Below are 26,512 nucleotides of genomic sequence, written 5' to 3'. Positions count from 1 at the left end.
CTAGAGGTCTTGCACTCGGGCATACCATGAGAACTTGATAAGGACCACATTTCCAAGCGAGACAACCTACGCACCACGGACACGCCAAGAGGACAACAACAATGCATACCAACAAGCATGGCACTTCCTTCAGCTTGAACGCCTTGACTCTCAGCGCTGCGGGTATTTTTGCGCTCAGCCTAGTGCCGCTGGACTCGGAGGCCCAGGCTCGTCTGGCCATGGGTGGAACCCATAGTGGATCGGCGTTCTACTCTTACCAGGTTGCCGTCGTTTCCGATTGGAACGATAACGTCGACGGCGTCAACATGAGTATCCAGGAATTGGGTGGTGCCTCGGCCTCGACCCAAGGGCTGCTACGCGGCGAAGTCGACATGGGAATTGCGGTGACGTCTTCCGATCACCAGGCCATGCAGGGTGAGGGCGAGTATGGCTCGCCAGCAGAGAACCTGCGCACCCTGTATTTTTTCGCGCCGCTACCCTTGAACTGGGTTGTGTCAGCCAATTCTGATATCCATTCGCTAGAAGACCTCGCCGGCCGAGATTTCAACTCCGGGGGCAGGGGCACCGCCACCGAAGGACAGACCGAGACAGTGCTGGAAATTCTCGGCATCGAGCCTGACTATTATCGTGCCGGGGCCAGCGATGCGCTGGATGCCTTCCAGAACCGCCGTCTGGATGCCTTCGTCAAGGCCGGTCTGCACCCCGATGGTTATATTCAGCAGGCCCATTCATCACGTCCCATTCGACTGCTTTCCATGACACAGGATCAGGCGGAGAAAGTCGCAAGCGAACAAGCCTACTTTAGTGTCGGCGAAGTTGATGCCCAAGATCATTATGGCGAACAGCAAAGCCCTCTGATGACCATTCAGACCGGTATCGGTATCAACACCACCAGTGAGCTAGATGAGGAGACTGCGTACGGAATCATAGCGCGTGCTTTCTCCGAGGCTGGTATGAAGGCAGCGTCCGATGGTTATGCGCCTGCCGCTGATATCGACCCGTTGCAGTTGACACTTAATGCAAGCGTGGCTCCGTTGCACGCCGGCGTGGTGCGCTACCTCAAGGAACAGGGCCACGACGTTCCGGATCATTTGATTCCGGCCGAATACGCCGAGTAAGAACCTGCTTGTCGGGTACTTTAAACCGTGTGTTAGGCGGAGCAGAGCCTAAGGCTTTGCTCCGCCTGTCGACTGTGAGTTCAAGGCGGCAGGGCTTCTTCTATGAGTTCAAGTGAACGCGTCACGCATCTTCGTCGCTTCAATGGTGTGGCCGGGGGGGTGATAGGCGGCCTGGCGCTGGTATGGATCCTGTTCCATATAGTGACTGCTGGCGTGGGCACACTCCCCAATTACCAACAGCGAGCCGTCCACCTGGGGGGAGCGCTATTCTTTGTATTCCTGCTCTACCAAGGACGTCCCCGCTTTCCTCGCCTGCAGCTTTTCTTGCTCGACCTGCCCTGTGCATGTGCCTGCGTGGTACTTCTCGGCTATGTGTTTGTCAACTACGACGCCATCGTGATGAGCAACTGGTATGTGAATGAGTCCGTCGAAAAGGTTTTTGGCGTGACCCTGTTTTTGCTGTTGCTGGAGGCGGTACGACGCACTTTGGGCTGGATGTTTGTCAGCCTGATCGCGGTCTTTTTCTGCTATGCGTATTTTGGCCCCTATCTCCCGGATCCTTTTGGCCATAGGGGCTTATCGCTCGAGAGGTTGATCTACGTCTTCTATATGGGTAACAACGGTTTGTTGGGCACTCTCATGGGCATCTCTGCCACGGTGGTGGCCTTGTTCCTGATTCTTGGTGCGCTGCTCAACGTTAGCGGGGCTGGCGACACCTTTATCCGTATTGCCATGCGCCTGGGGGGACGCCTGCGTGGTGGGGCGGGCATGGTGGCGGTTATCGGCAGCGCCTTTATGGGCATGATCAACGGCAGCACAGTGGCGAACGTGACCAGTACTGGTGTGCTGACCATTCCGCTGATGCGACGGCTCGGCTTCAATCGCAACCTGGCTGGTTCCATCGAGGCGGTAGCCTCCACGGGCGGGCAGATCATGCCGCCCATCATGGGGCCCGGGGCCTTCTTGATGGCGGAGCTTTTAGGGATCCCCTACCTCGAGGTGGTGAAGGCAGCCCTGGTACCATCGGTGCTTTTCTTTACCGCTCTGCTGCTGGGCGTCTATCTCATGGCCCGCCGCTACGGGCTTGAGGCGCTACCACCCCAGCTGATTCCATCACGCCGCGAGGCCTTTGAGCCCCGAGCTATGGGCAACCTGCTGGTACCGATCGTGGTGCTGCTGTTCTTCATCTTGCAGCACTACACCATCCAGACCGCGGTGTTCTGGTCTCTAATGTCGATCATGGCAATGATGTTTCTCAACTCGCTGCTCCCGCGAAGCCAGCTCAGTAACGAGGCCAGTGCTCGTTCGCTGGAGCTCGCGGGTCTCGAGGCGCAGGTGGCTCGGGAGGAGGCAGCGTCTACACGGGGGCGCATGATTGACCTGCTGCGGGACACCTACGAGGGCCTCTACAGTGCAGCGCTTAGCGTGGTGTACATCGCTATGATCATTGCCGCGGCCCAGGTGATGGTCTCGATCATCAACCTGACTGGATTGGGGGTGACGCTGTCTCAGGTGATTCTGGCCATCGGCGGAGATTTTCTGATCCTCTCATTGTTGCTCACCATGGCTCTGGCCATCGTGTTGGGTATGGGCATGCCGACGCCAGCGGCTTATGCGGTGGGTGCCGCGGTGCTGGCTCCGCCTCTGTTGAATCTCGGCTTCGATCGCCTGCCTTCACACTTGTTCCTGTACTTTTTCGCCAGCGTCTCGGCCATTACGCCACCGGTGGCAGCGGGAATATTTGCGGCCATTGCGATTAGCGGGGGCACCTTCCTTGCTACCGCACGCTTTGCATTGACCCTTGCTTGCAGCCTGTTCCTGCTGCCGTTTCTGTTCATTCTCAATCCGGAGCTAACCTTGGCCGGCGATCCTTTGACCATCATACTTGCTGTGGTCAGCGCTATGCTGGGAATTGGATTCCTTTCGGTAGCAGCCATTGGTCAGTTGGGAGAGAGGATGAAAGTGTTGCCTCGGTTAATGATAGGAGCAGGGGCCATCGTCATGGTCACTCCTGGCTTGTGGTTCGACATCATTGGCATAGCTTGTCTGCTAGCGGGCATTACCTTTCATCACTTGAGTTATCGTCCCAGCCGCCTCAACAAACACCGTGATGAGAACTCCTGACTTAACCCTTAATTCGTCATCGCGAAATCTCCTGCTATCAAGATAAACGTAGCGGAAATCTCACATTGTCGGTGGACCGGTTTCTGGGGGGGAAGGTCACCGCCGACATCATGAGTCTGATCCAGACCGCTAAGCTGAATAGCCATGATCCACCGCCTAACTGGAAGATGTGCTGGTTCGCCTGCCAACAGAGAAGTCCAGTCAGATCGACGAACTCCTGCCGCAGCACTGGAAGCCGGTCGACTGATCACTCGCAAAGGGTGATGACCGACTGCTTACGGAACACTGCCACTGATGTGCATAACATCTGTACCCATGGGTGCAACTTGAGGGCGCAGGATTGCGCTAGGATTGGGGAATGCGAGACCTATCGGATCCGAATATGGCAGATCACTCAGTGACACACCTCTCTCCCGAGCAGCAGGCCCGATGGATCGTGGAGCGAATAACGCCCTGGTCCGGTTCAGAAGACGCCGCCTGGGCGTGGTATCGCAGCTACCCAATCGCCGCGCTTGGCGGTCGCACTGCCCAACAGCTGGTCGAGGATGGGCATGCCGACGATTTGCTGGAGTACCTGTCACTTGCCGACAGGGGAGGGTACGCATGACACGGGCCACTCCTGACGCCCCCTTTCGCGCTGGCTGCGCAATGGAGAACGTTCATGGGCGTCATCGACTTCGAGGTGCTACGCGCTGCCGAGCAGCTCAGCGGCGACAGGAAGAAGGCCTAGGCATGGTATCGCCAGCCGCTGCTTCTCTTCGATCACCAGACGCCAGAGCAGTTGGTAAATGCAGGTCGAAAGACGGCCCTTCTTCGCTATCTTTGGTCGCTTGAAGCTGGCCCGCTTGGCTGAGTAGCTCATGAACGAGCCGAAGGGGAGGACACTATGGGCGACTGGATTTTCCCCGAGGACTAACCGGAGCTACGCCTGATATGCTGGTTCCGCCGCACTGATGAGCCAATCGAGGAACGACAGGCCTGGGAAATCTATGAGCTGAATTGGCGCTATGTGTATCTAAACTGGCTGACCGAAGAAGAAAAGGCGCTCATCGATAAATTCAGGAAAAGTACGGCAACGGTGTCAACGCCAGATCACCCGGCTTGCCGGGAGGTATTTGGTAGCTAGGAAAAGGGCGCCGGGTGGTTGAGCAAGCCGAGTCGGGTACTAGGGGGTATCAGTGCGCTGGAGGCCAGCACAACGCCGCAGGGCTACGCTGCTGCGGTGAAGTTGTTGGAACAGCTACGCCATGGCTTCGCGCCATGAGAGCCGATACTTGGCAATCCCTAAGAATTTCTTAGTGCTTCGAGATCATGTGTAAACCCCATGGTCGATTCGGCCAATCAGATCCAGCACCTGCTGAGGGTCGTCTTGCATGACATCGATGGGGCGCTTCCACCCAAGTCCCATTGCCTCATGATGTAGCCATCGGTCTGCCGCTGTTCGATCACCCCCGAACAGATCGATTGCTGCCCGCCAAACTGCGATTGCACCATCCTCCTGTGTGGGCTCCAGTGGTTTCTCATCTATCGCTGAGCTGAATACCGGCAAGAGGAGCGTTCCTTCGCCGGCACTCTCCTCCAACTTCCCCGCCATTAGAATCTCCTCCTGGGAAGGGTAGTGGCGCAGCAGGCGCCAGGCTTCCTGGCGGATAGCCTCGGGGAGTGACAGGTCGCGGTGTAGCGCGTCAATCTGGATGAGAAGCCAGCGACAATCAGGATGAGAACCGGGGTGTCACTGAAGGATGTTGCCTCTCAGGGCGCCCGCCATATCGGCAGCAAGCTCTGGCCTGGGGAAGTAGATCACGGCTTGTGAATGTTGGTGGTTGTCTGGCATTTGTCTTGCCTCAGGGAATAAGGCGGACGAGCGGAGAGTGATCAGGTGGCTTGCATTCCCGAGAGCACGTCTTCCATGTCAAGGTCGAGGAAGGCGAGAAGGTTCTTTTCATCCAGAGGCCGGGAGAGAAAGAAACCCTGGACGGTGTTGCATTTCATTGCGATGAGGGCCTGGAGGGTTTCCCTGTCTTCGACGCCCTCGGCGGTCACCGTCAGGCCCATTTCATGAGCGAGGGCGATGGTGGAGCGCACGATGAGGAAGTGCCGGTCATTGATCAGCATGTCGCCCACGAAGCTCATGTCTATCTTGACCTCATCGACGGGGAACTCGCTCATGTAGGAGAGCGAGGAGTAGCCGGTCCCGAAGTCGTCTACCGAGATGCAGGCGCCGGCATCATGCAGGTTGGAGAGCACATCGCGGGTGCGCGATGGATCTTGGATGAAGCCGGTCTCGGTGATTTCCAGCCAGAGGCTGCGTGCCAGCATCGGCGGCGCCAGGCCCCGGGTAATGAAATCGACCAACTCGGGTTCCATGAGGTCCTGGGGCGCCATGTTGACACTGATATGGAAGCCCGAGGCAGCGAGGCCCGTGCGGCTCAACATGTCGCTGGCCTCCTCGATTACCCAGCGTGCGATCCGGTGCGTCAGGCCGGCCTGTTCCAGCATGGGAATGAAGCGCCCCGGTGATACCCGCCCCAGGGCGGGATGCCGCCAGCGGATCAGCGCCTCGACACCCCGCACTCGTCGAGTCTCGAGATCCAGCTGGGGTTGATACTCGAGGAACATGTCACGGGTGCCGTGGCGATTGAAGTCCTGGAGCAGGAGCAGGTCGTCGATATCCGGCTCGAGATCGGCGCTGTAGATCACCCATCGACGGTGCGACTCTCGGGCCTTCGCCACGGCCAGGATGCCACGGCGAACCAGATCCTCTGCACCGTCCTTCTCGCCGAGGCTGGCCTCGTTGACGATGCCGACGACGTAGACGGGGTCGAGATCAACCAAACCGAGGTTCAGCGGTTCGGACAAACGCCCGACGAGTTCGTTGCCTTCCAACACCTTTCGCGTCGCAATGGCGAAAAGCCCCGAACCGAAATGGCCGACCAGCCGAGCATCCTGGCTCTCCAGCAGCCTGGCAAAAGCTCTCTGCAACTCCAGCGCCACCTCGTAGCTGAAGGCAGTGATCAACTGCTCGAGATTGACCAGTTGGATCAGGGCAACGGTCGGAGACCAGTCGGGGTCGGCCTCGATCAGTTTGTTGAGTTTGCTGATGAAGGCGCTGCGATTGGGGAGCTCAGTTAGCATGTCGTGCTCGATGCGATACTCGAGCTCGCCCTGCAGCGCCCGGCGAGATTCCAACTCCCTGGAGAGCTGGCGGGTCTTGCGGGCCACCTGCCGGCGCAGGGACCAGGTCCAGAAGTAGCCGGCAATTCCCAGTAGCAGCAGCGGTAGGGCTATCCAGGCCAGGGTGCGCAGGTGGTCCCGCCAGGTTGGCGGCTGCCACTCCATCTTGGGGAGCCAGTCCGCGTGTATATCGAAGTAGGTGCCGCTGGCTTGCAGCAGGCCTACCTGCTCCTCGAGCCACGCATGCAGGTCGTCACGCCCTTGCCTGACGGCGAAGGCATAGGCCTTTGGCCAGAAGGGCCGGCTGATCTGATAGATATCAAACTCCGCCTCGGCAATGACATACCGCGCTGTGTGGGCGGCGACGAGGGCGATATCCGCGCGACCTTCCACCACAGCCAGCAGGGCGCTCCGGATGTCCACCTGGGGGATCAGCTCTGAACCGGCCGGGTTCTCGATCAGATGATTCTGTGCATAGCCACCCTCCACGACGGCCACCCGCATGCCGGAGAGGTCGTTGGGGTCCTTCTGGGTTGATTCGGGAGAGGGGGCATAGATGCCGTGTGCCACGTGATAGATCGGCGAGGTGAAGTCGAATCGCTCGTCTCGCTCCTCGGAAATGAACAGCGCCACCACGTCGGCTTCGCCCCTCTCGATGGCCTCAAGGGCCTGATCCCATGCCATCAAACGGTGCTCGGCCTCGCGGCCCTGTTGATGCGCGATGGCGTCTTGGAGATCGATCACGAAGCCCATCGGTTTGTTGTTGTCATCGAGCCACTGGAAGGGGGGGTAGTCGTTGGAGCCCGCGAATACCACGGGGTCGGGGATCTGTTCCGGAGGTGGCGGAATCTGGGCGACTAGCGGCAACGAGGAAGGTACAGCCAAGCCGACGACGAGCAGGCAGGACCCGCTCACTTTTCGCATCCCATCGCAATGTCTGAACCCCATGGAAGCCTCACGTTTCCAGTTCCGTATGGTTTGTTGCCTTGTACTTGTTGTCTTGTAAAGGCGTGTCTCAATCAAGGGCATACCATCCCACTATGAAGCATATGAAGCCGCGTGGCTGTCGCAGCATGGCGACCTGAGTCAGGGCGCACAGCGCATCACGCAGGTCGGCCTTCAGTGGCATGGGTTTCAGACCGTGACAGGCCAGCAGGCCCCAAAGCTTCCCTCTTCGTGCATGGCCACCGACAGCGAGGCGCCGACGCCCCATAGGCGGCCACCCCGGCCTGCCGAGCACCGCGACGATCATCAGCGGTCCGAGTATGTTGAGCCACTGGGGCATGCTGCCGAGGCCGTCATCGCCGACAAGTTGCGAGAGGCGGTGCCGCATCCACAGTGAGTTACGGCCACTTCAAGTCTACCGCGATCGGGTCGTGGTCCGAGGAGCGGAAAGGGTCCGGCTGGAAGTAAGGCGCTGCATTGTCCGGTCCGTCGTAGCCGAGGAAAGGCGGCTCGTCGGCATTGATGGGCCAGGGGCGGACATCTGCCACTGCCGCGGCCAGTTCGGGGCTGGCCAGGGCATGGTCCAGATAGCCTGACTCACCGCGAAACACATAGCTATAGCGGCGTTCTGGCGGCAGCTCCCGGGCAATCAGATTGAGCAGTCCTGCGTGGGCCAGGGTGCGGATCGGGTCCTCGGCGCCGTAGGCATTCAGGTCGCCGATCAGCAGCACGCGTTCGTGTCCCTGGGCGGCAGCGAGGCGGTCGATAAAGTCTTTCATGGCCTGTGCCTGTTGCACCCGGCGCTGGTTCCAGCAGCCCTGGCCACGGTCGATATCGCCCCGGGGCGGGCAGCCGGTCTTTGACTTGAAGTGGGCGGTGACGACGCCGAAGGCGGGGCCGCCGTCCACGCTGCGGAAGAAGGCCGCCAGCGGCGGGCGGTGATGGGTGGGGTCGTTGTCGGCATAGAGCTCGCTCACGGCCTCTACCCGGTCCGGCCGGTAGATCAGGGCGAGCTTGATGGCATCGCTGCCTCGGTCGGCATTACCGCCGACCGCGCGATAGCGGATACCGGTCCGCTCGCTCAGCTGCTCGACCAGGTCGACCAGGGCGCGTGGGTCGTTCTCGACCTCCACCAGGGCCAGGATGTCGGCCTGCAGGCCCTCAACCGCTGCGGCGAGCCTACCCCTCTGGCGCTCCAGCTCGTGGGCGTTCGCCGCGCCGCGCTGGCCGAGTGTGATGAAGTAGTTCTCGACGTTGAAGGTCGCCACCCGCAGACGCTGCCTCGGTTCCGGCAGCGGCCCCGGGCGCGGGTTGGCGTCCTCGAAGTATGGCTCCAGGGTCGGGTGCAGGCGGTAGGCGTCGAAGGCGTGGGCAAGTATCCCGGTCAGCCCCTCGACGCTGCTGCCGACGCGGCGGCTGCCGTCCGCATCCAGATAGGGAATGGGGGTCGGAAAGGCGCGGTAGCTGCCGTCGTCCAGCACGAGGATATCCCGCTGCTGGGTCTCGCCGGGGGTATTGGTGGGGCGGAACAGGCGTTCGGCGGCAAGCGCGAGGGAGCCGTAGCGGGCGAGCTCGTAGTTGCCGGTGACGGTCAGGGCCTGCGGAAACGCCAGCATTAGACCCTCCTTCCGTGACAGCTGCTCCTCGCTGAGCGGCCAGCTCACCGTCAGCGGCTCGGGCAGCCGGTCGCGGGCGCAGGGCTCGATCCGCTCGACCCGCTGCAGTTGGATCTGGCCGCGGTACTCGCCGGTCCGGGCGTGGAGCTGCAGGTGCCTGCCGGGGGTGATAAGCGCTTTATCGGTCGACGTTGCGCTGGGCATATAGACGAACAGGCCGACAGGGCCTTGCTCGGTAGTCCGTTGCAGATAGAAACCGCCCAGCCGTTCGCGGCCGAGGAACTCCCCGGTCACCACGCCGTCGGCGATCACCTCGCGGCCGGAAGGCAGGGCCGGACGTTCGCCATGGCCCTTGATGGCGGCCAGGTCGGTGCTGGACGGCTCGGGGCAGCTGGCCGCCGCCGGTGCGGCCACCAGCAGCAGGGCGAGCAGCAGGGGTAGTGGCCCTGCGCAGCGGGCCACGGCATGGCGGCGGCGCTTGCCGGTGGCAAGAGGGTGGTCGGTGTCGGTCATGGTGGGCGTCTCAAACGAATTCGGCGTTGTGTGTCCTGACCGTCACACCGGCTTCTTCGCCCGGCACCACGATCATGAATTCGCCGTTGCCGAGGTAGGTCACGTCGTGTCCGTCGTGAGTTCGGAAGACGGAGGTGCCACGCGTGGCTCCCTGGCTGACCTCGAGTCAACGGCTGCCGGGGCGGTCGCTGGGGCGTCGATTCGGATTTCTTCCGGATTGCCGTTGATCAGGCTTCTTCCCGCGCATGCCGTTCCAGGCGTTTTTCGCCTTGGCTCGGTTCGCAGGTTTTCTCAGCCAGTTGATAACGGCGAACAGGATCCATCTTCTCATACAGACCTCCCTGCCTGAGTGAGAGTGACATGGTTGACAAGGTCGCTACAGGTCACGGTCGTGGTTGGGCCTCCGTGAGGCGTGATACGGGCTGACATCTTGCCTACGCTTGTCGGGTCCGTGCACGACACGGTTCCACCCCTCCTTTATTTTTTCTTCAGCGAGTTTGCGATTTTCAGGCTTGCGTAGCCAATAGGCGCCGGCAGCCAACACGAGCAAACGTAGCATACGAACTCCTTTTCGTTTGGGCATTCCGCTTAGGTATGGCTGGCTGCCCCCCATCAGTCAAGCGGTATAGCGGTGCAGGAATCGAGGCAAGACATGAAAGGGCTCGGTTCGGTACGCCTTGCGTTTCACTCCGGTCGCCAATTTATTTAGCGCTTCCCTTGGTGTCACGAGCCGGTATCGTTAAGCTGCACGCTGTTTCGATACCTGCTTCGATCCCGTTTCGATCCCCAATGTAAAGGAAGCCCCGGCATGTTCGTGATGATTCTTGGCCTACTGATCTTTCTTGGTGTGCACTCCGTGCGCATCTTTGCCGACGACTGGCGCAGCGCACAGGTCCAGCGTATGGGGGAGTTGCGCTGGAAGGCGGTTTTCTCGGTGATCTCGATCATCGGTCTGGCCATCGCCATCTGGGGCTACGGCCAGATGCGCCTCGATCCCCTCTGGATCTGGTTTCCGCCCACGGGCCTGCGCCATGCCGTCGCACTACTGATGATCCCGGCTTTCATCTTGCTGGTGGCGGCCTATGTCCCCGGCAACCATATCAAGGCCAAGCTGGGTCACCCGATGGTGCTGGCGGTCAAGGTGTGGGCACTGGCTCACCTGCTGGCCAACGGTCGCCTGGGCGATATCGTCTTCTTCGGTGCCTTCCTGGCCTGGGCGGTGCTGGACTTCCGCTCAGCCCGCCGCCGCCAGCCGGCACCACAGGCGACGCCTCGTATGGCCGGAACTGCCATTGCCGTGGTCGGCGGTCTGATCGCCTATTATCTCTTCGCCTTTCATCTGCACGTCTGGATTACCGGCGTCCCGGTCATGTAGGCCGTCGCCACCTCTGCATCACAATCATTCGCCTCACAATCATTCGCCTCACAATCATTCGCCTCACAATCATTCGCCTCACAATCACGCCGGCTTTTTGCCGGCGTTTGGGTCGGCCATACCTCCTCCAGCCCCCCTAGTGCCGCGGCGATGGCGGGCTCATCGCTGCGCTGGCGCTGCCAGATGAAGTTCAGCGAGCAGGGCAGGCGCCCCCCTTCGACGACCACCAGGCCCTGCTCCTGGCGTTCGCCCATGGCCAGGGCGTCACGAGCGAGACTGAGCCCCACACCGGCACGCACCAGATCCAGCATGCAGGCCTCCTGATCCACCTGGGCCACGCCATTGGGGGTAACCCCTTGCGGTTCCAGCACGCCCTGCAGCAAACGATGATGGACGGATTCCTGGGGGAGTTACGATCCACGGCAGGGCTGCCAGGCTAGGCCAGTCAGTGCGGGTAGGCCGCTCGCTCCAGCCGGCGGGGGCGATTGATTGAGACGTAAGACGCGTTACTCTTGTAGTCTGGACGGATTTAATGGCAATACGTAGCGAACAGAGGCAAGTATTATGACAACGACCAACATCGATCACTATATTGCCGGTCAGCGTGACGCGGCTGAGACCACAGAGCGCCAGGCGGTGACCAACCCCGCCAGCGGCCAGGTGACTGGGCAGGTGGCATTGGCCGGTTCGGCCGATGTCGACCGCGCTGTCGATGCGGCGAAGGCCGCCTTTCCGGCTTGGGCCGATACCCCACCGATTCGACGCGCTCGAGTGATGTTCCGCTTCCTGGAGCTACTCAACGCCCACAAGGATGAGCTGGCCCAGGCCATTACCGCAGAGCATGGCAAGGTGTTCACCGACGCTCAGGGCGAGGTGGCCCGTGGTATCGATATCGTCGAGTTCGCCTGTGGCATTCCGCAGCTGCTCAAAGGCGATTACACCGAGCAAGTCGGCACCGGCATCGACAACTGGACGATGCGCCAGCCGTTGGGTGTGGTAGCGGGAATCACCCCGTTCAATTTCCCGGTGATGGTGCCGATGTGGATGTTTCCGCTGGCGATCGCCGCCGGCAACACCTTCATCCTCAAGCCGAGCCCGCTGGACCCCAGCCCCTCGCTGTTGATCGCCGACCTTCTCAAGCAGGCGGGGCTCCCCGATGGCGTATTTAACGTGGTCCAGGGCGACAAGGCCTCCGTCGAGGCGCTGATCGAGCATCCGGAGGTCAAGGCGCTCTCCTTCGTCGGCTCCACCCCCATCGCCAACCTGATTTACGAACGCGGCGCGCATCACGGCAAGCGCGTCCAGGCCCTGGGCGGCGCCAAGAATCACATGGTGGTGATGCCCGATGCCGACCTGGACAAGGCCATCGACGCACTGATTGGCGCGGCCTACGGCAGTGCCGGCGAGCGTTGCATGGCGATCAGCGTGGCGGTGCTGGTGGGTGACGTGGCCGATGAGATCGTGCCGCGCCTGGCTGAGCGCGCCCGTGCGCTCAAGGTCAAGAACGGCCTCGAGCTCGACGCCGAAATGGGTCCCATTGTCACTGCCGCGGCCCACCAGCGCATCACCGGCTATATCGACAAGGGCGTGGAAGAGGGCGCCGAGCTGGTGGTCGACGGCCGCGATTTCGACGCCGCCACCACCGGCGAGGGCTGCGCCGAAGGCTTCTGGATGGGCGGCTCGCTGTTCGACCATGTCACCCCGGAGATGACCATCTACCGCGAGGAGATCTTCGGTCCGGTGCTAGCCTGCGTGCGCGTGCCTGATATCGCCACGGCAATTCAGTTGATCAACGACCACGAGTTCGGCAATGGCGTGAGCTGCTTCACCGAAAGCGGCAGCGTGGCGCGCGAATTTGGTCGTCGCATCCAGGTGGGCATGGTGGGCATCAACGTGCCGATCCCGGTACCCATGGCCTGGCACGGCTTCGGCGGCTGGAAGCGCTCCATGTTCGGCGATACCCACGCCTACGGCGAAGAGGGCGTGCGCTTCTACACCAAGCAGAAGTCGATCATGCAGCGCTGGTCGGACTCGATCAACGCCGGCGCCGAGTTCGTCATGCCGACCCACAAATAATCTTGGCTAGGCACAGGCGAGTGCCTTTGCGTAGCGAGAGGCGCCTGTTGCCGGGATAGCCTCGAGCGATATCGCCAAGGGGAAAGATAAAAAGCGATCTGGCCGCCGCAACGCGGCTGCCCTGAGAGAGCACACCATGGCAGAGCAGGAATTCGACTATATCGTGGTGGGCGCCGGTACCGCCGGCTGCCTGCTGGCCAATCGCCTGAGTGCAGACCCGAATAACCGGGTGCTGCTGATCGAGGCCGGAGGCCGCGACAACTACCACTGGATTCACGTGCCGGTGGGCTACCTCTACTGTATCAACAACCCGCGCACCGACTGGTGCTTTCGCACCGAGCCAGACAAGGGGCTGAACGGGCGCTCACTGATCTACCCCCGTGGCAAGACCCTGGGTGGCTGCTCCAGCATCAACGGTATGCTCTACATCCGTGGCCAGGCCCGGGACTACGACGGCTGGGCCGAATCCACCGGCGACGATGCCTGGCGTTGGGAGAACTGCCTGCCGGATTTCATGAAGCACGAGCATCACCAGCGGCTCGACGAAGGCGGCGATGCGGACCCTGCACACCGCGACTACCACGGCCATGGAGGCGAATGGCGGGTGGAGAAGCAGCGGCTCAAGTGGCAGGTTCTGGAGGACTTCACCGAGGCGGCGGTTCAGGCCGGCATACCCCGCACCCGGGACTTCAATCGCGGCGACAACGAGGGGGTCGATTACTTCGAAGTCAATCAGCGTGGCGGCTGGCGCTGGAACGCGGCCAAGGCGTTTTTGCGCCCGGTATGTGAAAAGCGCGGCAACTTCACATTATGGCACTCCACCCAGGTGCACCGCCTGCTGCTCGAGATCGGCAGCGAGGGCCGGCCCCGCGCTACCGGCGTCGAGCTAGAACGCGACGGCGGCCTCAGCCAGGTGAAGGCGACTCGCGAAGTGATTCTTGCTGCCGGCGCCATCGGCTCGCCGCAGCTGCTGCAACTCTCGGGCATCGGGCCGGCCTCGCTGCTTGCCGAGCACGACATTCCCCTGGTACACGAGCTGCCTGGTGTCGGGGAGAACCTGCAGGACCACCTGCAGATCCGCTCGGTTTACAAGGTCACCGGGGCCAAGACGCTCAATACCCTGGCCGCCTCCTGGCTGGGCAAGGCGAAGATTGGCATGGAGTACGTGCTCAAGCGTACCGGCCCTATGAGCATGGCGCCTTCGCAGCTCTGCGCCTTCACCCGCAGCAGCGATGAATACCGCCACCCCAATATCGAATACCACGTCCAGCCGCTGAGCCTGGAAGCCTTTGGCCAGCCGCTGCACGACTACCCGGCGATCACTGCCAGCGTGTGCAACCTCAACCCCACCAGTCGCGGCAGCGTGCGTATCAAGAGTCGCGACCCGCGTCAGGCCCCGGCCATCGCGCCCAACTACCTGAGTACCGAGGAAGATCGCAAGGTGGCAGCGGATTCGCTGCGGGTCACGCGGCGCATCGCCGAGCAGCCGGCCTTCGCCAAGTACCATCCCGAAGAGGTCAAGCCGGGTCTGGAGTATCAGAGTGACGACGAGTTGGCGCGGCTGGCCGGCGATATCGGCACCACTATCTTTCATCCAGTAGGCACGGCGAAGATGGGCTGCGCTGATGATCCCATGGCGGTGGTGGACCCCCGCTTGCGCGTCCACGGCGTCGATGGGCTGCGGGTGGTGGATGCCAGCATCATGCCGACCATCACCAGCGGCAACACCAATTCGCCAACCCTGATGATCGCCGAGAAGGCGGCGGGTTGGATTCTTGCAGAGCAGTCGTAACGCCACTGGGTTGGCAATCAGTGCAGTTCGAGCCGGCGCGATCCGCCAGGGAGGCGCCGTTTCTCGCTTCTTATCATGCTTTCGATGAAAATAGTGTTTGACGCGGACCTGCCAAAGGGGCATTCTTGGCACCAGTTGGTTAGTAAGTGGAACATCGCAAGTGGTCATCGAAGGCTCATGGCGTCGATCTCCCGGTGAAAGTTTCTTGTCTTACCCAGCATAACTCGGGTATTTCCCGGTAACATCTAACGCTATTCGAGGAATTCGATAATGGCTACTGGTACAGTTAAGTGGTTCAACGACACTAAAGGCTTTGGCTTCATTTCTCCGGACGAAGGCGGCGACGACCTGTTCGCACACTTCTCCGAGATTCAGGTTGACGGCTTCAAGACCCTGCAAGACGGCCAGAAGGTTTCCTTCGACGTCACCCAGGGCAAGAAAGGCCTCCAGGCTTCCAACATCAAGTCTGTCGACTAATCGATTGACCTGATGCACGCTACCGTCAGGTAGCGTAGGAAAGGGCTCGCTTCGGCGGGCCCTTTTCATTTTCGTCTTTTGCAAAATTAGCATTTGACGTGTGCTGGCATAAGGCCCAAGCTGTGCCCAGTTGGTAGCAAGGCGAACATCGCAAGAGGTCATCGAAGGCTCATGGCATCGATTTCCCGGTGAAAGTTTCTTGTCTTACCCACTGCAACTCGGGTATTTCCCGGTAAATCAAAACGCTATTCGAGGAATTCGATAATGGCTACTGGTACTGTCAAGTGGTTCAACGACACCAAGGGCTTCGGCTTTATCTCTCCGGACGACAGCGGCGACGACCTGTTCGCTCACTTCTCCGAGATTCAGGCTGACGGCTTCAAGACCCTGCAAGACGGCCAGAAGGTCTCCTTCGACGTCACCCAAGGCAAGAAAGGCCTCCAGGCTTCCAACATCAAGGTCGTCGACTGAGTCTTGACCGACCCGGTTTGATCTGATGTGCGCTTCCGAAAGGCAGCGATGAGCAGGGTCCGCTAAAGCGGGCCCTGCTTTTTGATAGGGTGTAACAATTGTTATATTCGATTATCGAATAGGCAAATCTCCACAAATATCTTTATGGAATAAGCGTCGTTAGGCACAATGGGGTCTTTATTTCCGACGGAATCACCCAATGCCCTTCGACGCCTGGATCGCACTCAGTGTTGTCATCGCGGTCTTCCCGCTGATGGCCTTCACGCGTCTCGGGCCTGACATGGTGCTGCTCGGCGCCCTGATTCTGCTGCTGACGCTGGGTGTCATCGATAGCGGCGAGGCGCTGGCCGGCTTTTCCAACAGCGGCCTGTTCACCGTGGCCTTTCTCTATGTGCTGGTGGCGAGCATTCGCGATACCGGCGGCATCGACCTGATCATTCGCTTCGTGCTGGGGCGTCCACGCACCCAGGCTGGTGCCCGGGTGCGGCTGCTGCTGCCGGTCGCCGCCCTCAGCGGCTTTCTCAACAACACCCCGGTGGTCGCCACCTATATCCCCGCCGTACTCAGCTGGAGCCGACGGCTTCAGATCCCCTCGCACCGGCTGCTGATGCCGCTCAGCTTTGCGTCGATCCTGGGCGGTACCATCACCCTGTTCGGCACCAGTACCAATCTGGTGGTGCACGGCCTGCTGGTAGAGCGCTACCCGACTCTCGCCATGGGCGTGTTCGATATCGCCCTGGTGGGCGTGCCGGTCGCCGTGGTCGGCCTGGCCTATCTGCTCTTCATCGGACACCGCCTGCTGCCCCAGCGGCGCGACGCGGCCCAGGCCTTCGAGAACCCCCGGGAATACACCATCGAGATGGAGGTGGACCCCGGCGGCCCCCTGGTGGACAAGACGGTGGAGGAAGCCGGGCTGCGGCACCTGCAGGAGCTTTTCCTGGTGGAGATCGAACGCGACGGCAATATCGTCAGCGTGGTGGGGCCGGGCGAACGGCTCAAGGCCGGCGACCGGCTGGTCTTCGCCGGCACTTCGGCGGCGGCGGTGGAGCTTCAGCAGATTCGCGGGCTGGTGCCGTCGCACCATGACGGCTCGAGCCTGGAGAAGGACTTCAAGGAGCGCCGGCTGGTGGAGGCGGTGGTCTCCGACCAGTGCCAGTTCGTGGGCCAGCGCATTCGCGACGGTCATTTCCGCACGCTCTATGGGGCCGCGGTGCTGGCCGTATGCCGCGGCGGCGAGCGGGTCGCCGGCAACCTGGGGCAGGTGCGCCTGCAGCCCTCCGACGTCCTGCTGCTGGAGGCGCGCCCCCCCTTTATCGAACGCCACCGGCAGTCCCGCGACTTCCTGTTGATCAGCCAGCTCAATGGCGCGGCGCGCCCGGTACACGAGAAGGCCTGGTTGGCCTGGAGCATCTTGCTCTGCGTAGTGGGGCTTGCCACCTTTGGCGTGATGAGCATGATGAACGCCGCCATGCTGGGCGCCCTGCTGGTGCTGATAACCGGGTGTTGCACGGTGGGGGCAGCCAAGCGCGGCCTGGACACTCAGGTGCTGTTGACCATTGCCGCTTCCTTCGGCCTGGGGGCGGCACTGGAGAGCTCCGGTGCCGCCGGCACGCTGGCAGGGATGGCGCTGGAGCTCGCGGGTGGCAGCCCTTGGCTGTTGCTGTTCGGTACCTATGTGCTGGTGGCGCTGCTGACCGAACTGGTGACCAACAACGCTGCGGCGGTCATCGTCTTTCCCGTGGTCATGGCCAGTGCCGAAAGCCTGGGGGTGAGCCCCATACCCTACGTGGTGGCGGTTATGTTCGCCGCCTCGGCGAGCTTCCTCACCCCCATCGGCTACCAGACCAACCTGATGGTCTACGGACCCGGTGGCTACCGTTTCGGCGATTACCTGCGCGTGGGCGGACTGCTCAACCTGCTGGTGGCGGCCACGGCGCTGACGCTGATCCCCCTGTTCTGGGCCTTTTGAGCGGGCCCTTTTGAGCGGGCCCTTTTGAGCGGGCCCTTTTGAGCGGGCCCTTTTGAGCAGTGCTGCTCGCGGTGAACCCGGCTTTACGTTAGGGTGTCGGTTTTCGTCCACTCCCTCGATTGGAACCCAGCTCATGAGTAGCCACGATGAACTGATCATTGAGCCGAAGAGCGGCAAGCCTGCCGATGCCTGCGTCTTCATTCTTCACGGCCTGGGCGCTGATGGCCGCGACTTCGAACCGCTGGCCCCGGCCTTGCCGCTGCCTGCCGATACCAGCGTTCGCTTCATACTGCCCCATGCGCCGCGTCTTCCGGTGACCATCAACGGTGGCATGGTGATGCCGGCCTGGTATGACATCCTGGAGATGAGCCTCGACCGACGCGTCGACGAGAAGCAGCTGGTGGCCTCCGCCGAGCGTATCCAGGAATTGATAAGGGAACAAATCGGCCATGGCATCGACAGCCGTCGGATCATCCTGGCCGGTTTCTCCCAGGGTGGCGCGGTGGCCTATCACGCGGCGCTTTCGTTCCCCGAGCCACTGGGCGGCCTGCTGGCGCTTTCCACCTACTTTGCTACCGCCGACAGCATCCCGCTGGCCGAGGCCAACCGTGACCTGCCGGCCGAAGTGCACCACGGCTCCTTTGACCCGGTGGTGCCGGAGCAGTTGGGCAAGGCGGGCTACGAGAAGCTGCTGTCGCTGGGCCACCCGGCGAACTATCGCAGCTATCCCATGGCCCATGCGGTCTGCCCCCAGCAGATCGGCGACATCGGCAAGTGGCTGGGCCAGCGGCTGTCCCGCTAGGCTTACGCAGGGCACAATTCCATGAAAATGTCTGCTTACAAATTCTCCCTGCTCGCCTGTCTGCGCAGCAGTCGCCCCAACTTCCTGGTGCTGGCACCGCTGTGCGCCGGTTTGGCGGTGTCCGCTGCCTGGCACGACGGCCATTCGCCGGCCGGGCTCGACATCTTGCTGGTCATGCTCGCGGCGCTGCTGGCCCATGTTGCGGTCAACCTGTTCAATGAGCATCACGACTTCCGCAGCGGTCTGGATAGTCTCACCACCCGGACACCCTTCTCGGGAGGAAGCGGCTCGCTGCCGGAGAATCCTGAGGGCGCCGGTGCCGTGCGCATCGCGGCCTGGACCTGCCTGGTTGGCGTGGTGGCGATTGGCGCCCTCTTTCTATGGCAGGTCGGGGCGGTGATGCTGGCCTATGGGCTGCTGGGCCTGCTGCTGATCGTCGCCTATACCGGCTGGCTGACCCGGCGCCCCTGGCTTTGCCTGCTGGCGCCCGGGTTGGGTTTCGGCATCCTGATGGTGGCGGGGGCCTACCAGGCGCTCACGGGGATGTTCTCGCTTACGGCCCTGGCGGTCTCACTGGTACCAGCACTGATGGTCAGTGCGTTGCTGCTGGTCAATCAGTTGCCTGATATCGAGCCGGATCAGCGTGTGGGGCGCGATCATCTGGCCATCCGGCTGGGGGTTCGTCGCGCTTCCAGGCTGGCGGCGGCCATAGTGCTCGCCGGCTTCGCCGTCATTCCGATCGCCTGGCTTTTCGGCGTGCTGCCTGCCGGCGCCTGGTTGATGTGGCTTGCTGTTCCGGCAGCCGCCTGGCTGGCCCGCGGGCTCTGGTGCTTGCCGGTCGACGTGGAGCGGGGAAAGCTCGCGCCGCTGCTGCCGCTGATGGGGCTCAATGTGGTGGTGTTGTTGGGGAGCTTGATCCTGCTCAATGCGGGGCTGTTATTGGCCGGCTAAGGGCCGTCTCATCCAAGGTCTGTCTCGACAGCCACCGTTAGGCTGGGCAAGATAGGCGGATACTTCGGATGCCGTCAGGATTACGCCATGAGCACTTCCCCCTTCGCCAATCTTCCCGACTCCCAGGGCTTTTTCGGCCGCTTCGGCGGCCAGTTCATTCCGCCCGAACTGAAGCGGGTCATGGACGAGATCGATGCCGCCTATGAAGAGATCCGCGTGCGCGAGGATTTCCAGCAGGAGCTCGCCGAGCTCTTCTCCGACTATGTCGGCCGGCCCAGCCCGATCTTCCATGCCCGCCGGCTCTCCGAGAAGCTCGGTGGGGCACAGATCCACCTCAAGCGCGAGGATCTGAACCACACCGGCGCCCACAAGATCAATCACTGCCTGGGCGAAGCCTTGCTGGCCAAGTTCATGGGCAAGACCAAAGTGATCGCCGAGACCGGCGCTGGTCAGCACGGTGTGGCACTGGCCACGGCCTGCGCCTTGGTGGGCATTCCCTGCGAGATCCACATGGGGCAGGTGGACATCGAGAAGGAGCACCCTAACGTCACCAAGATGAAGATCCTCGGCTGCAAACTAGTGCCGGTGACCCGTGGCACGGCGACGCTGAAGGATGCCGTGGATAGCGCCTTCGAGGAGTACCTCAAGGACCCGCAGAACTACATCTACGCCATCGGCTCGGTGGTGGGGCCTCATCCCTTTCCCAAGATGGTCCGCGACTTCCAGTCGGTGATTGGCCGCGAGGCCCGCGAGCAGTTCCTGACTCGCCATGGTCGCCTTCCCGATCATGTCACCGCCTGCGTCGGTGGCGGCTCCAACGCCATCGGCATATTTACCGCTTTTCTCGAAGATGAGTCCGTGCAGCTGGTCGGCGTGGAGCCCGCCGGCGAGGGACTCGACACCCAGCGCCACTCCGCCACCCTGACCCTGGGCAAGCCCGGCGAGATCCACGGCATGGCCTGCTACGTGCTGGAGGACGAGGCGGGCAACCCGATGCCGGTCCACTCCATCGCCTCCGGCCTCGATTATCCCGGCGTCGGGCCTCAGCACAGCCACCTGAAGGAGCTGGGTCGGGTCGACTACGAGACGGCCAGCGATGATGAGTGCCTGGAGGCCTTCCTGGCCTTGTCCCGAGTGGAAGGCATTATTCCGGCACTAGAGAGCGCCCATGCCGTCGCCTGGGCAATGCGTGTCGCTCGCACGCTGCCCAAGGATCAGCATATCCTGATTAACCTCTCTGGCCGCGGCGACAAGGATGCCGACTACGTGGCGGACAAGCTCGGCCTGTAAGCGATAGGCAGGGTGGAATTGGCCCTTCGGGGTTGAGTCAGGCAGGATAAACCCCAAGGTATCACTATTGATACCTTCGTAATCAAGCACAAGGAGCCTGTGGCGATGCCCGATTTATCCGAGGAGTTACGCCTGCCTGAGGCCTGCCCTAATTGTGGTAGCCACCTCTACCGCGTGTCGGAAGTTCATAATCCCGACGACAAGGTGGTCTGTGCTTCCTGCAACCACCACCTGTGTTCCTATGAAGAAGCCGCCGAAATGCTCAAGGAGGGCTCAAGCAGCGAGACCGAGGCCTTGGTCGAGAAGGTCGTCAACCGCAACGGTAAATAAGGCGTCGCGCCGTCCATGCCGCCGCTTGTCGATGTGCTGCTGGCAACGCTTCCGGTGTTTCTGGCGGCCTTTGCCCTGCTTGACCGCCACCTGGTTCGCGCCTGTTCGTTATTCGTGCTGTTTGCCCTCGTCGTGGCGCTGAACTGGTGGCAGCTGGGCTTCATCTGGCTGGCGCTGCTGGAAACCCTGTTGGGAGCCGCCCTGACCGGCGCCTTCCTGTTCCATGCCTTGGGTATCGGCCCCGCCAGGCGAGCGCCTCCGGTTCGACGGAGTCATGGCCAGGACCCCTTGCCGCTGACCTGGCGGCGGGGGCTTGTTCACCTCATGCCCGTTCTGGCTCTTCTGGGGATGCTTGCAGCCGCCTTGGCCAGCTTGCCGGCCAGCGATACTAGCCCGGCTGCGCGCTGGAGCGGGTTGGTGCTGGTTGGCCTGGGGCTATGGGTCTTCAACCTGAAAGCCCATCTCCTTCGACGGCTGCTGGCGTTCAATATCACCGGTACCGGTATCTTCCTGCTGCTGATGACTCTGGTTGGTGAAGCCGGCACAGCCGCAGGCCAGGCGCTGGTGATTACCGGCCTGGTTGTGGCCTGGTTGGGTACAGTACTTGGCGCGTTGCTGATCCGCCGCCTCGGCGCCTTGGCAACACACCATGAGTCGACACTCATCAATGACGGGCAGGCGTCATGATCGAGCGCCTGGGCCTTGTGACAACCCAACTACCGACGGCAACCAGCAGCGCAATGGTGCTGTTGGCCGTCGTGATGCCTGTACTGCTAGGGGTGCTGGGCGGTGCATGGCGGCCCTTGCGGGGTTGGCCTGGCCTCGCGCTGGCGCTGATCCCCCTGCTGGCACTGTTGTGGCTGGTACAGCAGATCGCCGTCCACGGCACCCAGGCCTGGGTGCTGGAGCTAGGTTCCCTGACACTGCATTGGCGCGCCAATGGTCTGACGCTACTGTTGCTGCTGCTCACGCAATGGCTGGTGCTGGCCAGCGCCGTCTATACGCCCGCCTATCTGCGAGTGGCGGAGCAGGCCCTGGGCAGGGGGGCTGTCTGGCTGTGGCCGTTGATGGGGTTGCTGGCGACGAGCCTGTCGCTGATCTGGATGGCTGCCGACCTGTTGACGCTCTACATCGGCCTGGAACTGATGGGCCTGACGGCGGTCGGCCTGATTCTGCTGCCGGGGCGAGAAGAGGCGCTGGCGGCGGGCATGCGCTATCTGCTGCTCGCCCTGATCGGCTCGCTGGCCTTCCTGCTGGGCGTGGCGCTGCTTCTGGGCAGCTGGGAGCGGCTGGACCTGGCGGGGCTGGCTGTGGTGGTTGAGCCGAGCCCTGTGCTGTGGGTTGCCATGGCGCTGCTGAGCGCCGGGTTGCTGCTCAAGGCGGCGGCCTTTCCCCTGCACGCCTGGTTGGTGCCGGTGCATGGCTCGGCCTGGACTCCAGTCAGCGCGCTGCATGCCGCCCTGGTGATCAAGGCCTCGTTCTTCATTGCCCTGCAGCTGTGGCTGGTGCTCGCACCCCAGGCCGCCGCAGCCGCCTGGCTGGTAGGCGGCATGGGCGCGGCGGCGGTGGTATGGGGCGGGCTATTGGCCTGGCGCGCCGACAAGCTCAAGGACGTGGTGGCCTGGTCCACGGTGTCGCAGCTGGGCTACCTGCTGATCGGCTTTCCGCTGCTCATCGGCACGTCGACGGCGGTGGCCAGCATCGCCTGGGCCGGGGTCTGGCTACAGCTGCTTGCCCACAGCCTGGCCAAGGCCGCCATGTTCTTGGCCGTCGGTAACCTGATGCTGGCCACCGGCGAGTCGCGGGTCTCGGGCCTGGCTGGCGCCAGCCGGCGCTTTCCGCTTTCGCTGCTCAGCTTCGGCATCGCCGCCATCAGCCTGGTTGGCCTGCCGCCCAGCGCCGGGTTCACGGCCAAATGGCTGCTGTTGCATGCGTCACTGGCTGCCGGACAGTGGCCCTGGTTGGTGGTTCTGGCAGTAGGGACTTTGCTCAGTGCTGCCTATGTGTTCCGTGTCTTCCGCTACTCCTTCGTCGAGGACGTGGAACGGGAGGACTACCGGCCGGTACCCCTGAGGATGGATCTGGTCGCCCTTGCCCTTGCCCTTGCCTCGCTGATTCTGGGCCTGACGGCCACGTGGCCGCTGGCGCTGCTGGCGATCGCGGGAGGCACGCCATGAGCCAGGCCTGGCTGCCGCTGATCACTCTTGCCACCTCGCTGCTGGTGGCGCCGCTGATCCTGCTGCTGCCGGAACGGGCCTGGCGAGCTCGGGCGGTGCTCAACCTCTCGGCGGCGCTGCTCAAGCTGCTGCTGGTGGGCCTGATGGTGGTGGGGCTCTATCAGGGGCGCGAGTTCGCGTTCGGCTTCACCGTGGTGCCGGGTGTCGAGTTCCTGCTCAGGGTCGATGCGCTGGGGATGATGTTTGCCGGCCTGTCGTCGCTGCTGTGGCTGGCAACCACGGTCTACGCCATCGGCTACCTGGAGGACTCCCCCAACCGCAAGCGCTTCTTCGCCTTCTTCAGCCTCTGTGTGGCCAGCACCACCGGCATCGCACTGGCCGGCAACTTCTTCACCTTCCTGCTGTTCTATGAACTGCTGACGCTCTCCACCTATCCGCTCGTCGTGCACCGGGGACACTCGGCGGCATTGGCTGCCGGTACCGTCTATCTGCGCTACACCCTCTCCGGGGGGCTGGTGCTGCTGCTCGGGGTCGTGGCGCTGCATGCCCTGGTGGGGGATATCACCTTCGGCGAGCGCGAGATGTTGCGCGACCTGGGCCCGGAATATCATTCGCTGCTGATCGGCCTGTTCCTGGTGCTGCTGCTGGGGCTGGGGGTGAAGGCCGCACTGGTGCCGCTGCACGGCTGGCTACCACGGGCCATGGTGGCACCGGCTCCGGTCAGCGCCTTGCTGCATGCTGTGGCGGTGGTCAAGGCGGGCGCCTTCGGCATCGTACGCCTGGTCTATGACGTCTACGGCATCCAGCTGACCTTCGAGCTGGGGCTGCTTACGCTGCTGACGGCGCTGTCGGTCTTCACCATTCTCTACGCCTCGCTGCGTGCCCTGGCGCAGCAGGAGCTGAAGCCGCGGCTGGCCTTCTCCACCATCAGTCAGGTCTCTTATATCGTGCTCGGTATCAGCCTGTTCGGCCCCTTCGGCACCATTGCCGGTCTGGCTCACCTCATGCATCAGGGTTTGATGAAGGTGACGTTGTTCTACTGCGCGGGTAACTATGCCGAGGAGCTCGGCATCCACCGCATCGACGAGCTGGACGGAGCAGGACGGCGCATGCCATTGACCAGCCTGGCCTTCACCGTTGGCGCGCTGGGGATGATCGGCCTACCGCCGGTGGCCGGCTTCATCAGCAAGTGGTACCTGGGGATAGGGGCCGTGCAGGCCGGCATGTCATGGGTGATCGCCGTCCTGGTGGCCAGCAGCCTGCTCAATGCCGCCTACTTCCTGCCGATCCTGCACCGGCTGTGGTTTCGAGCCGGGCCAGAACACGGCAAGGGGCAGTGGCCCGAGGAGCGCCACTTGGGTCGCTTCGAGACCAGCAGCTGGCTGCTGTGGCCGACCCTGGCCACGGCGCTGTTCAGTCTTCTGGCAGGGCTGTTGGCCGGGCTTCCCTTCAGTCCGCTGGACCTGGCAACGCTGGTGGCCACGGAGGAGTACCTGCCATGACGGCGACGCTGCTGCTGATACTGACCCTCCTCTGGCCGCTGTTGGTGATGCTGCGCAGCCCGCTGCGGATGCTGATGGAGCAGGATGCGCTGCGGCGCCCTGGCCCCCGGCCGAAGCTGCTGGATATCTGGTGGGCCTCGGCCCCGCTGCCTGCACTGGCGCTGGTGCTGTGGCCCGGGGAGACGACCCTGGTGCTGGAGGGGTGGCTGTTGGGTGGCGTGTGGCAGCTCGACGATGCCCGCAGGCCCTGGCTGCTGTTCAGCGCCCTGTTGTGGGGGCTGGCCGGTATCTATGCCCGTGGCTACCTGATGACCGAGCAGCAGGCCGCCGAAGCGGGAGATGGCGATGCCTTTCGCCGCCTGGCGGGCTTGGCCCTGCTCTGGCCGCTGACGCTTGTCGGTAATCTGTTGTTGCTGCTCGCCGAGGACATTCCCAGCTTCTACCTGGGCTTCGCGGTGATGACCTTCGCCGCCTACGGCCTGGTGGTGCATGCCGATAACCGTGACGCCCACCTGGGGGGACGAGCCTACCTGATCATGGCTCTGTTCGGTGAGGCATTGATCCTCGGTGGGCTACTGTGGTCGGCGGGCAGCGCCGACGTGCTGACCCTCACCGCGCTGCGCGATGGCATCGCCGACGCCGAGCATGGGGCCTGGATGGCGGCCATCTTGTGGCTTGGGTTCGGCGTCAAGGCGGGGGTTGTGGGGTTGCACGTCTGGCTGCCGTTGGCCCATCCGGTGGCCCCGACGCCAGCCAGTGCGGTACTCAGCGGGGTGATGATCAAGGCCGGCCTGGTGGGCTGGCTCAGCGTACTGCCGCTGGGCGACCCAACTGCCGGACTCGAGCCGTTGGGGCGATTGGTGATCGCACTGGGGTTGATGAGTGCGCTGGCTGCGGCACTGTTCGGCATCACCCAGCGTCACCCCAAGGCGGTGCTGGCCTACTCCAGTGTCAGCCAGATGGGCATACTCACTGCCCTGGTGGGCATCGGCCTGATCGACCCGGCACTATGGCCGGCGCTGTCGGTGGCGGTGGTGCTGTTCGCCGCTCACCACGGCATGACCAAGGGCGCGCTGTTCCTGGGCGTAGGCATCAGCGAACACCCACCCAGGCTACCGGGCTGGCTGCTGTGGCCGTTGCTGGTGCTGCCGGCAGTGTCGCTGACGGGGGCGCTGGCATCTGGCCTGGCCGGCAAGTGGGCGTTCAAGAGCGTGCTCTACGAGGGCGGCCACGAAGCCCTGGTCACCTGGCTGAGCCTGGCTGCCGTGGGCACCACGCTGCTGATGGCACGGACACTGTGGCGGCAGTGGCGCGAGCGGGGGCACAACGCCATACCCTTGCTCGGGACCATGCCGCTGGCCTGGCTCTTCGCTATCGCGGCCGCAACCAGCGTACCGCTGTGGCTACCCGTGGTCGGTGCCGATTCGCCGTGGCCACCACCCGACGAGCTGCCCAGCCTGTTGTGGCCGGTGGGGGTAGGTCTGGCACTGGTCGGCCTGGGCTTCTTCTGGCTGGCGGGTATCACCCGGCGACGACCGTTTGTCTGGCGACTGAGGCCGGGGGATCTCTGGTGGCTCTATGCGCTGCTGGCACGGTACCTGGGTACCGCCTTGAAGGGAGGCGCCGCGCGCCTCGAGGCGCGTGGAATGCGGCTGCGAGCCAGGTTGGTGGCGCGTGAAAGAGCGGCGATGGTGTGGATCGACGGCCTGCCACGCTATGAGCGACGCTTTCGTCAGCTAGCGGTGCCGCTGATGATCGGGGTTGCGGTGGTGCTGTTGCTGGGGTTCTGGCTGGGTTAGGCGATGCCCAA

Annotated in this window: 22 protein-coding genes and 1 pseudogene; 19 read left to right on the top strand and 4 right to left on the bottom strand. The window is 62.8% G+C overall.

Annotation, left to right across the window (positions count from 1 at the left end; translation table 11 throughout):
* Positions 1 to 101: 101 nt before the first annotated feature.
* From DU490_RS10870 to DU490_RS17645, 5 genes and pseudogenes are all read left to right on the top strand, one after another.
* Positions 102 to 1,118 (top strand): TAXI family TRAP transporter solute-binding subunit, encoded by a 1,017-nt coding sequence (locus DU490_RS10870; RefSeq protein ID WP_114574309.1) that lies wholly within the window; start codon positions 102 to 104, stop codon positions 1,116 to 1,118.
* A gap of 102 nt (positions 1,119 to 1,220) precedes the next feature.
* Positions 1,221 to 3,242 carry a TRAP transporter fused permease subunit gene (locus tag DU490_RS10865; RefSeq protein WP_114574308.1) on the top strand — a complete coding sequence of 674 codons (2,022 nt, stop codon included), beginning with the start codon at positions 1,221 to 1,223 and terminating at the stop codon, positions 3,240 to 3,242.
* Positions 3,243 to 3,331: 89 nt separating this feature from the next.
* A pseudogene (locus tag DU490_RS17460) lies at positions 3,332 to 3,489 on the top strand (transposase domain-containing protein); the annotation flags it as partial.
* A 135-nt stretch (positions 3,490 to 3,624) separates the two neighbouring features.
* A complete protein-coding gene (locus DU490_RS10860; protein ID WP_147270457.1) occupies positions 3,625 to 3,849 on the top strand; it encodes a hypothetical protein in 225 nt (74 codons plus the stop codon).
* A gap of 537 nt (positions 3,850 to 4,386) precedes the next feature.
* Positions 4,387 to 4,506: a DUF2384 domain-containing protein gene (locus tag DU490_RS17645; RefSeq protein ID WP_114574306.1), complete on the top strand. Its 120-nt coding sequence runs from the start codon at positions 4,387 to 4,389 to the stop codon at positions 4,504 to 4,506.
* A gap of 45 nt (positions 4,507 to 4,551) precedes the next feature.
* On the opposite strand, the gene DU490_RS17585 is transcribed toward DU490_RS17645, so the two are convergent.
* The 3 genes from DU490_RS17585 to DU490_RS10830 all read right to left on the bottom strand — a co-directional run bounded on the left by DU490_RS17585 (position 4,552) and on the right by DU490_RS10830 (position 9,490).
* Positions 4,552 to 4,932 (bottom strand): BPSL0761 family protein, encoded by a 381-nt coding sequence (locus tag DU490_RS17585; protein ID WP_309485738.1) that lies wholly within the window; start codon positions 4,930 to 4,932, stop codon positions 4,552 to 4,554.
* A gap of 185 nt (positions 4,933 to 5,117) precedes the next feature.
* Positions 5,118 to 7,331, bottom strand: a complete 2,214-nt coding sequence (locus DU490_RS10840) for a bifunctional diguanylate cyclase/phosphodiesterase (protein ID WP_181870019.1) — start codon at positions 7,329 to 7,331, stop codon at positions 5,118 to 5,120.
* A 428-nt stretch (positions 7,332 to 7,759) separates the two neighbouring features.
* Positions 7,760 to 9,490 (bottom strand): ExeM/NucH family extracellular endonuclease, encoded by a 1,731-nt coding sequence (locus tag DU490_RS10830; RefSeq protein WP_114574303.1) that lies wholly within the window; start codon positions 9,488 to 9,490, stop codon positions 7,760 to 7,762.
* An 808-nt stretch (positions 9,491 to 10,298) separates the two neighbouring features.
* Here DU490_RS10830 and DU490_RS10820 point away from each other — a divergent pair.
* Positions 10,299 to 10,865 (top strand): NnrU family protein, encoded by a 567-nt coding sequence (locus tag DU490_RS10820; protein ID WP_114574301.1) that lies wholly within the window; start codon positions 10,299 to 10,301, stop codon positions 10,863 to 10,865.
* Here DU490_RS10820 and DU490_RS17640 read toward each other — a convergent pair.
* On the bottom strand, positions 10,826 to 11,236 hold the full coding sequence (locus DU490_RS17640; protein WP_404872846.1) for a LysR substrate-binding domain-containing protein: 411 nt from the start codon (positions 11,234 to 11,236) through the stop codon (positions 10,826 to 10,828). The genes DU490_RS10820 and DU490_RS17640 overlap by 40 nt on opposite strands.
* Before the next feature lie 193 nt (positions 11,237 to 11,429).
* On the opposite strand from DU490_RS17640, the gene DU490_RS10810 reads away from it, so the two are divergent.
* The 13 genes from DU490_RS10810 (at position 11,430) to DU490_RS10750 (ending at position 26,501) form a co-directional block, all read left to right on the top strand.
* The gene (locus DU490_RS10810) at positions 11,430 to 12,941 is read left to right on the top strand and encodes a CoA-acylating methylmalonate-semialdehyde dehydrogenase (protein WP_114574300.1); all 1,512 of its coding nucleotides are present in this window, start codon (positions 11,430 to 11,432) and stop codon (positions 12,939 to 12,941) included.
* Positions 12,942 to 13,077: 136 nt separating this feature from the next.
* A complete protein-coding gene (locus tag DU490_RS10805; protein WP_114574299.1) occupies positions 13,078 to 14,733 on the top strand; it encodes a GMC family oxidoreductase in 1,656 nt (551 codons plus the stop codon).
* A gap of 270 nt (positions 14,734 to 15,003) precedes the next feature.
* The gene (locus DU490_RS10800; protein ID WP_043517745.1) at positions 15,004 to 15,210 is read left to right on the top strand and encodes a cold-shock protein; all 207 of its coding nucleotides are present in this window, start codon (positions 15,004 to 15,006) and stop codon (positions 15,208 to 15,210) included.
* A gap of 264 nt (positions 15,211 to 15,474) precedes the next feature.
* Entirely contained in the window at positions 15,475 to 15,681 is a 207-nt protein-coding gene (locus DU490_RS10795; RefSeq protein ID WP_043517747.1) for a cold-shock protein, read from the top strand.
* Positions 15,682 to 15,880: 199 nt separating this feature from the next.
* The gene (locus DU490_RS10790) at positions 15,881 to 17,650 is read left to right on the top strand and encodes an SLC13 family permease (protein ID WP_114574298.1); all 1,770 of its coding nucleotides are present in this window, start codon (positions 15,881 to 15,883) and stop codon (positions 17,648 to 17,650) included.
* 133 nt (positions 17,651 to 17,783) lie between these two features.
* Entirely contained in the window at positions 17,784 to 18,452 is a 669-nt protein-coding gene (locus DU490_RS10785; RefSeq protein ID WP_114574297.1) for an alpha/beta hydrolase, read from the top strand.
* Positions 18,453 to 18,473: 21 nt separating this feature from the next.
* On the top strand, positions 18,474 to 19,403 hold the full coding sequence (locus DU490_RS10780) for a prenyltransferase (protein WP_258801621.1): 930 nt from the start codon (positions 18,474 to 18,476) through the stop codon (positions 19,401 to 19,403).
* Positions 19,404 to 19,490: 87 nt separating this feature from the next.
* Positions 19,491 to 20,693, top strand: coding sequence for a tryptophan synthase subunit beta (trpB, locus tag DU490_RS10775; RefSeq protein WP_114574295.1), 1,203 nt, complete (start codon positions 19,491 to 19,493; stop codon positions 20,691 to 20,693).
* A gap of 105 nt (positions 20,694 to 20,798) precedes the next feature.
* Positions 20,799 to 21,023 (top strand): hypothetical protein, encoded by a 225-nt coding sequence (locus tag DU490_RS10770; RefSeq protein WP_114574294.1) that lies wholly within the window; start codon positions 20,799 to 20,801, stop codon positions 21,021 to 21,023.
* A 15-nt stretch (positions 21,024 to 21,038) separates the two neighbouring features.
* Positions 21,039 to 21,710 carry an NADH-quinone oxidoreductase subunit K gene (locus tag DU490_RS10765; protein WP_114574293.1) on the top strand — a complete coding sequence of 224 codons (672 nt, stop codon included), beginning with the start codon at positions 21,039 to 21,041 and terminating at the stop codon, positions 21,708 to 21,710.
* Positions 21,707 to 23,200, top strand: a complete 1,494-nt coding sequence (locus DU490_RS10760) for a complex I subunit 5 family protein (protein ID WP_114574292.1) — start codon at positions 21,707 to 21,709, stop codon at positions 23,198 to 23,200. The genes DU490_RS10765 and DU490_RS10760 overlap by 4 nt, the downstream gene beginning before the upstream one ends.
* Positions 23,197 to 24,702, top strand: coding sequence for a complex I subunit 5 family protein (locus DU490_RS10755; protein ID WP_114574291.1), 1,506 nt, complete (start codon positions 23,197 to 23,199; stop codon positions 24,700 to 24,702). Before DU490_RS10760 ends, DU490_RS10755 begins: the two co-directional genes overlap by 4 nt.
* Positions 24,699 to 26,501, top strand: a complete 1,803-nt coding sequence (locus tag DU490_RS10750; protein WP_114574290.1) for a complex I subunit 5 family protein — start codon at positions 24,699 to 24,701, stop codon at positions 26,499 to 26,501. Before DU490_RS10755 ends, DU490_RS10750 begins: the two co-directional genes overlap by 4 nt.
* Positions 26,502 to 26,512: the final 11 nt, after the last annotated feature.

It is taken from the genome of Halomonas sp. DQ26W (assembly GCF_003339685.1).
In the GTDB taxonomy this organism is placed as follows: domain Bacteria; phylum Pseudomonadota; class Gammaproteobacteria; order Pseudomonadales; family Halomonadaceae; genus Halomonas.
Note: the sequence above shows the minus strand (reverse complement) of the source record. Positions and strands in the feature narration are given on the sequence as shown.

Coding starts and splice junctions, on each gene's coding strand:
- DU490_RS10795 (WP_043517747.1), top strand. CDS start 15,475: ATGGCTACTGGTACTGTCAAGTGGTTCAACGACACCAAGGGCTTCGGC.
- DU490_RS10805 (WP_114574299.1), top strand. CDS start 13,078: ATGGCAGAGCAGGAATTCGACTATATCGTGGTGGGCGCCGGTACCGCC.
- DU490_RS10790 (WP_114574298.1), top strand. CDS start 15,881: ATGCCCTTCGACGCCTGGATCGCACTCAGTGTTGTCATCGCGGTCTTC.
- DU490_RS10785 (WP_114574297.1), top strand. CDS start 17,784: ATGAGTAGCCACGATGAACTGATCATTGAGCCGAAGAGCGGCAAGCCT.
- DU490_RS10810 (WP_114574300.1), top strand. CDS start 11,430: ATGACAACGACCAACATCGATCACTATATTGCCGGTCAGCGTGACGCG.
- DU490_RS10865 (WP_114574308.1), top strand. CDS start 1,221: ATGAGTTCAAGTGAACGCGTCACGCATCTTCGTCGCTTCAATGGTGTG.
- DU490_RS10860 (WP_147270457.1), top strand. CDS start 3,625: ATGGCAGATCACTCAGTGACACACCTCTCTCCCGAGCAGCAGGCCCGA.
- trpB (WP_114574295.1), top strand. CDS start 19,491: ATGAGCACTTCCCCCTTCGCCAATCTTCCCGACTCCCAGGGCTTTTTC.
- DU490_RS10870 (WP_114574309.1), top strand. CDS start 102: ATGCATACCAACAAGCATGGCACTTCCTTCAGCTTGAACGCCTTGACT.
- DU490_RS10830 (WP_114574303.1), bottom strand. CDS start 9,490: ATGACCGACACCGACCACCCTCTTGCCACCGGCAAGCGCCGCCGCCAT.
- DU490_RS10800 (WP_043517745.1), top strand. CDS start 15,004: ATGGCTACTGGTACAGTTAAGTGGTTCAACGACACTAAAGGCTTTGGC.
- DU490_RS10765 (WP_114574293.1), top strand. CDS start 21,039: ATGCCGCCGCTTGTCGATGTGCTGCTGGCAACGCTTCCGGTGTTTCTG.
- DU490_RS10755 (WP_114574291.1), top strand. CDS start 23,197: ATGAGCCAGGCCTGGCTGCCGCTGATCACTCTTGCCACCTCGCTGCTG.
- DU490_RS10780 (WP_258801621.1), top strand. CDS start 18,474: ATGAAAATGTCTGCTTACAAATTCTCCCTGCTCGCCTGTCTGCGCAGC.
- DU490_RS10760 (WP_114574292.1), top strand. CDS start 21,707: ATGATCGAGCGCCTGGGCCTTGTGACAACCCAACTACCGACGGCAACC.
- DU490_RS10750 (WP_114574290.1), top strand. CDS start 24,699: ATGACGGCGACGCTGCTGCTGATACTGACCCTCCTCTGGCCGCTGTTG.
- DU490_RS10770 (WP_114574294.1), top strand. CDS start 20,799: ATGCCCGATTTATCCGAGGAGTTACGCCTGCCTGAGGCCTGCCCTAAT.
- DU490_RS10820 (WP_114574301.1), top strand. CDS start 10,299: ATGTTCGTGATGATTCTTGGCCTACTGATCTTTCTTGGTGTGCACTCC.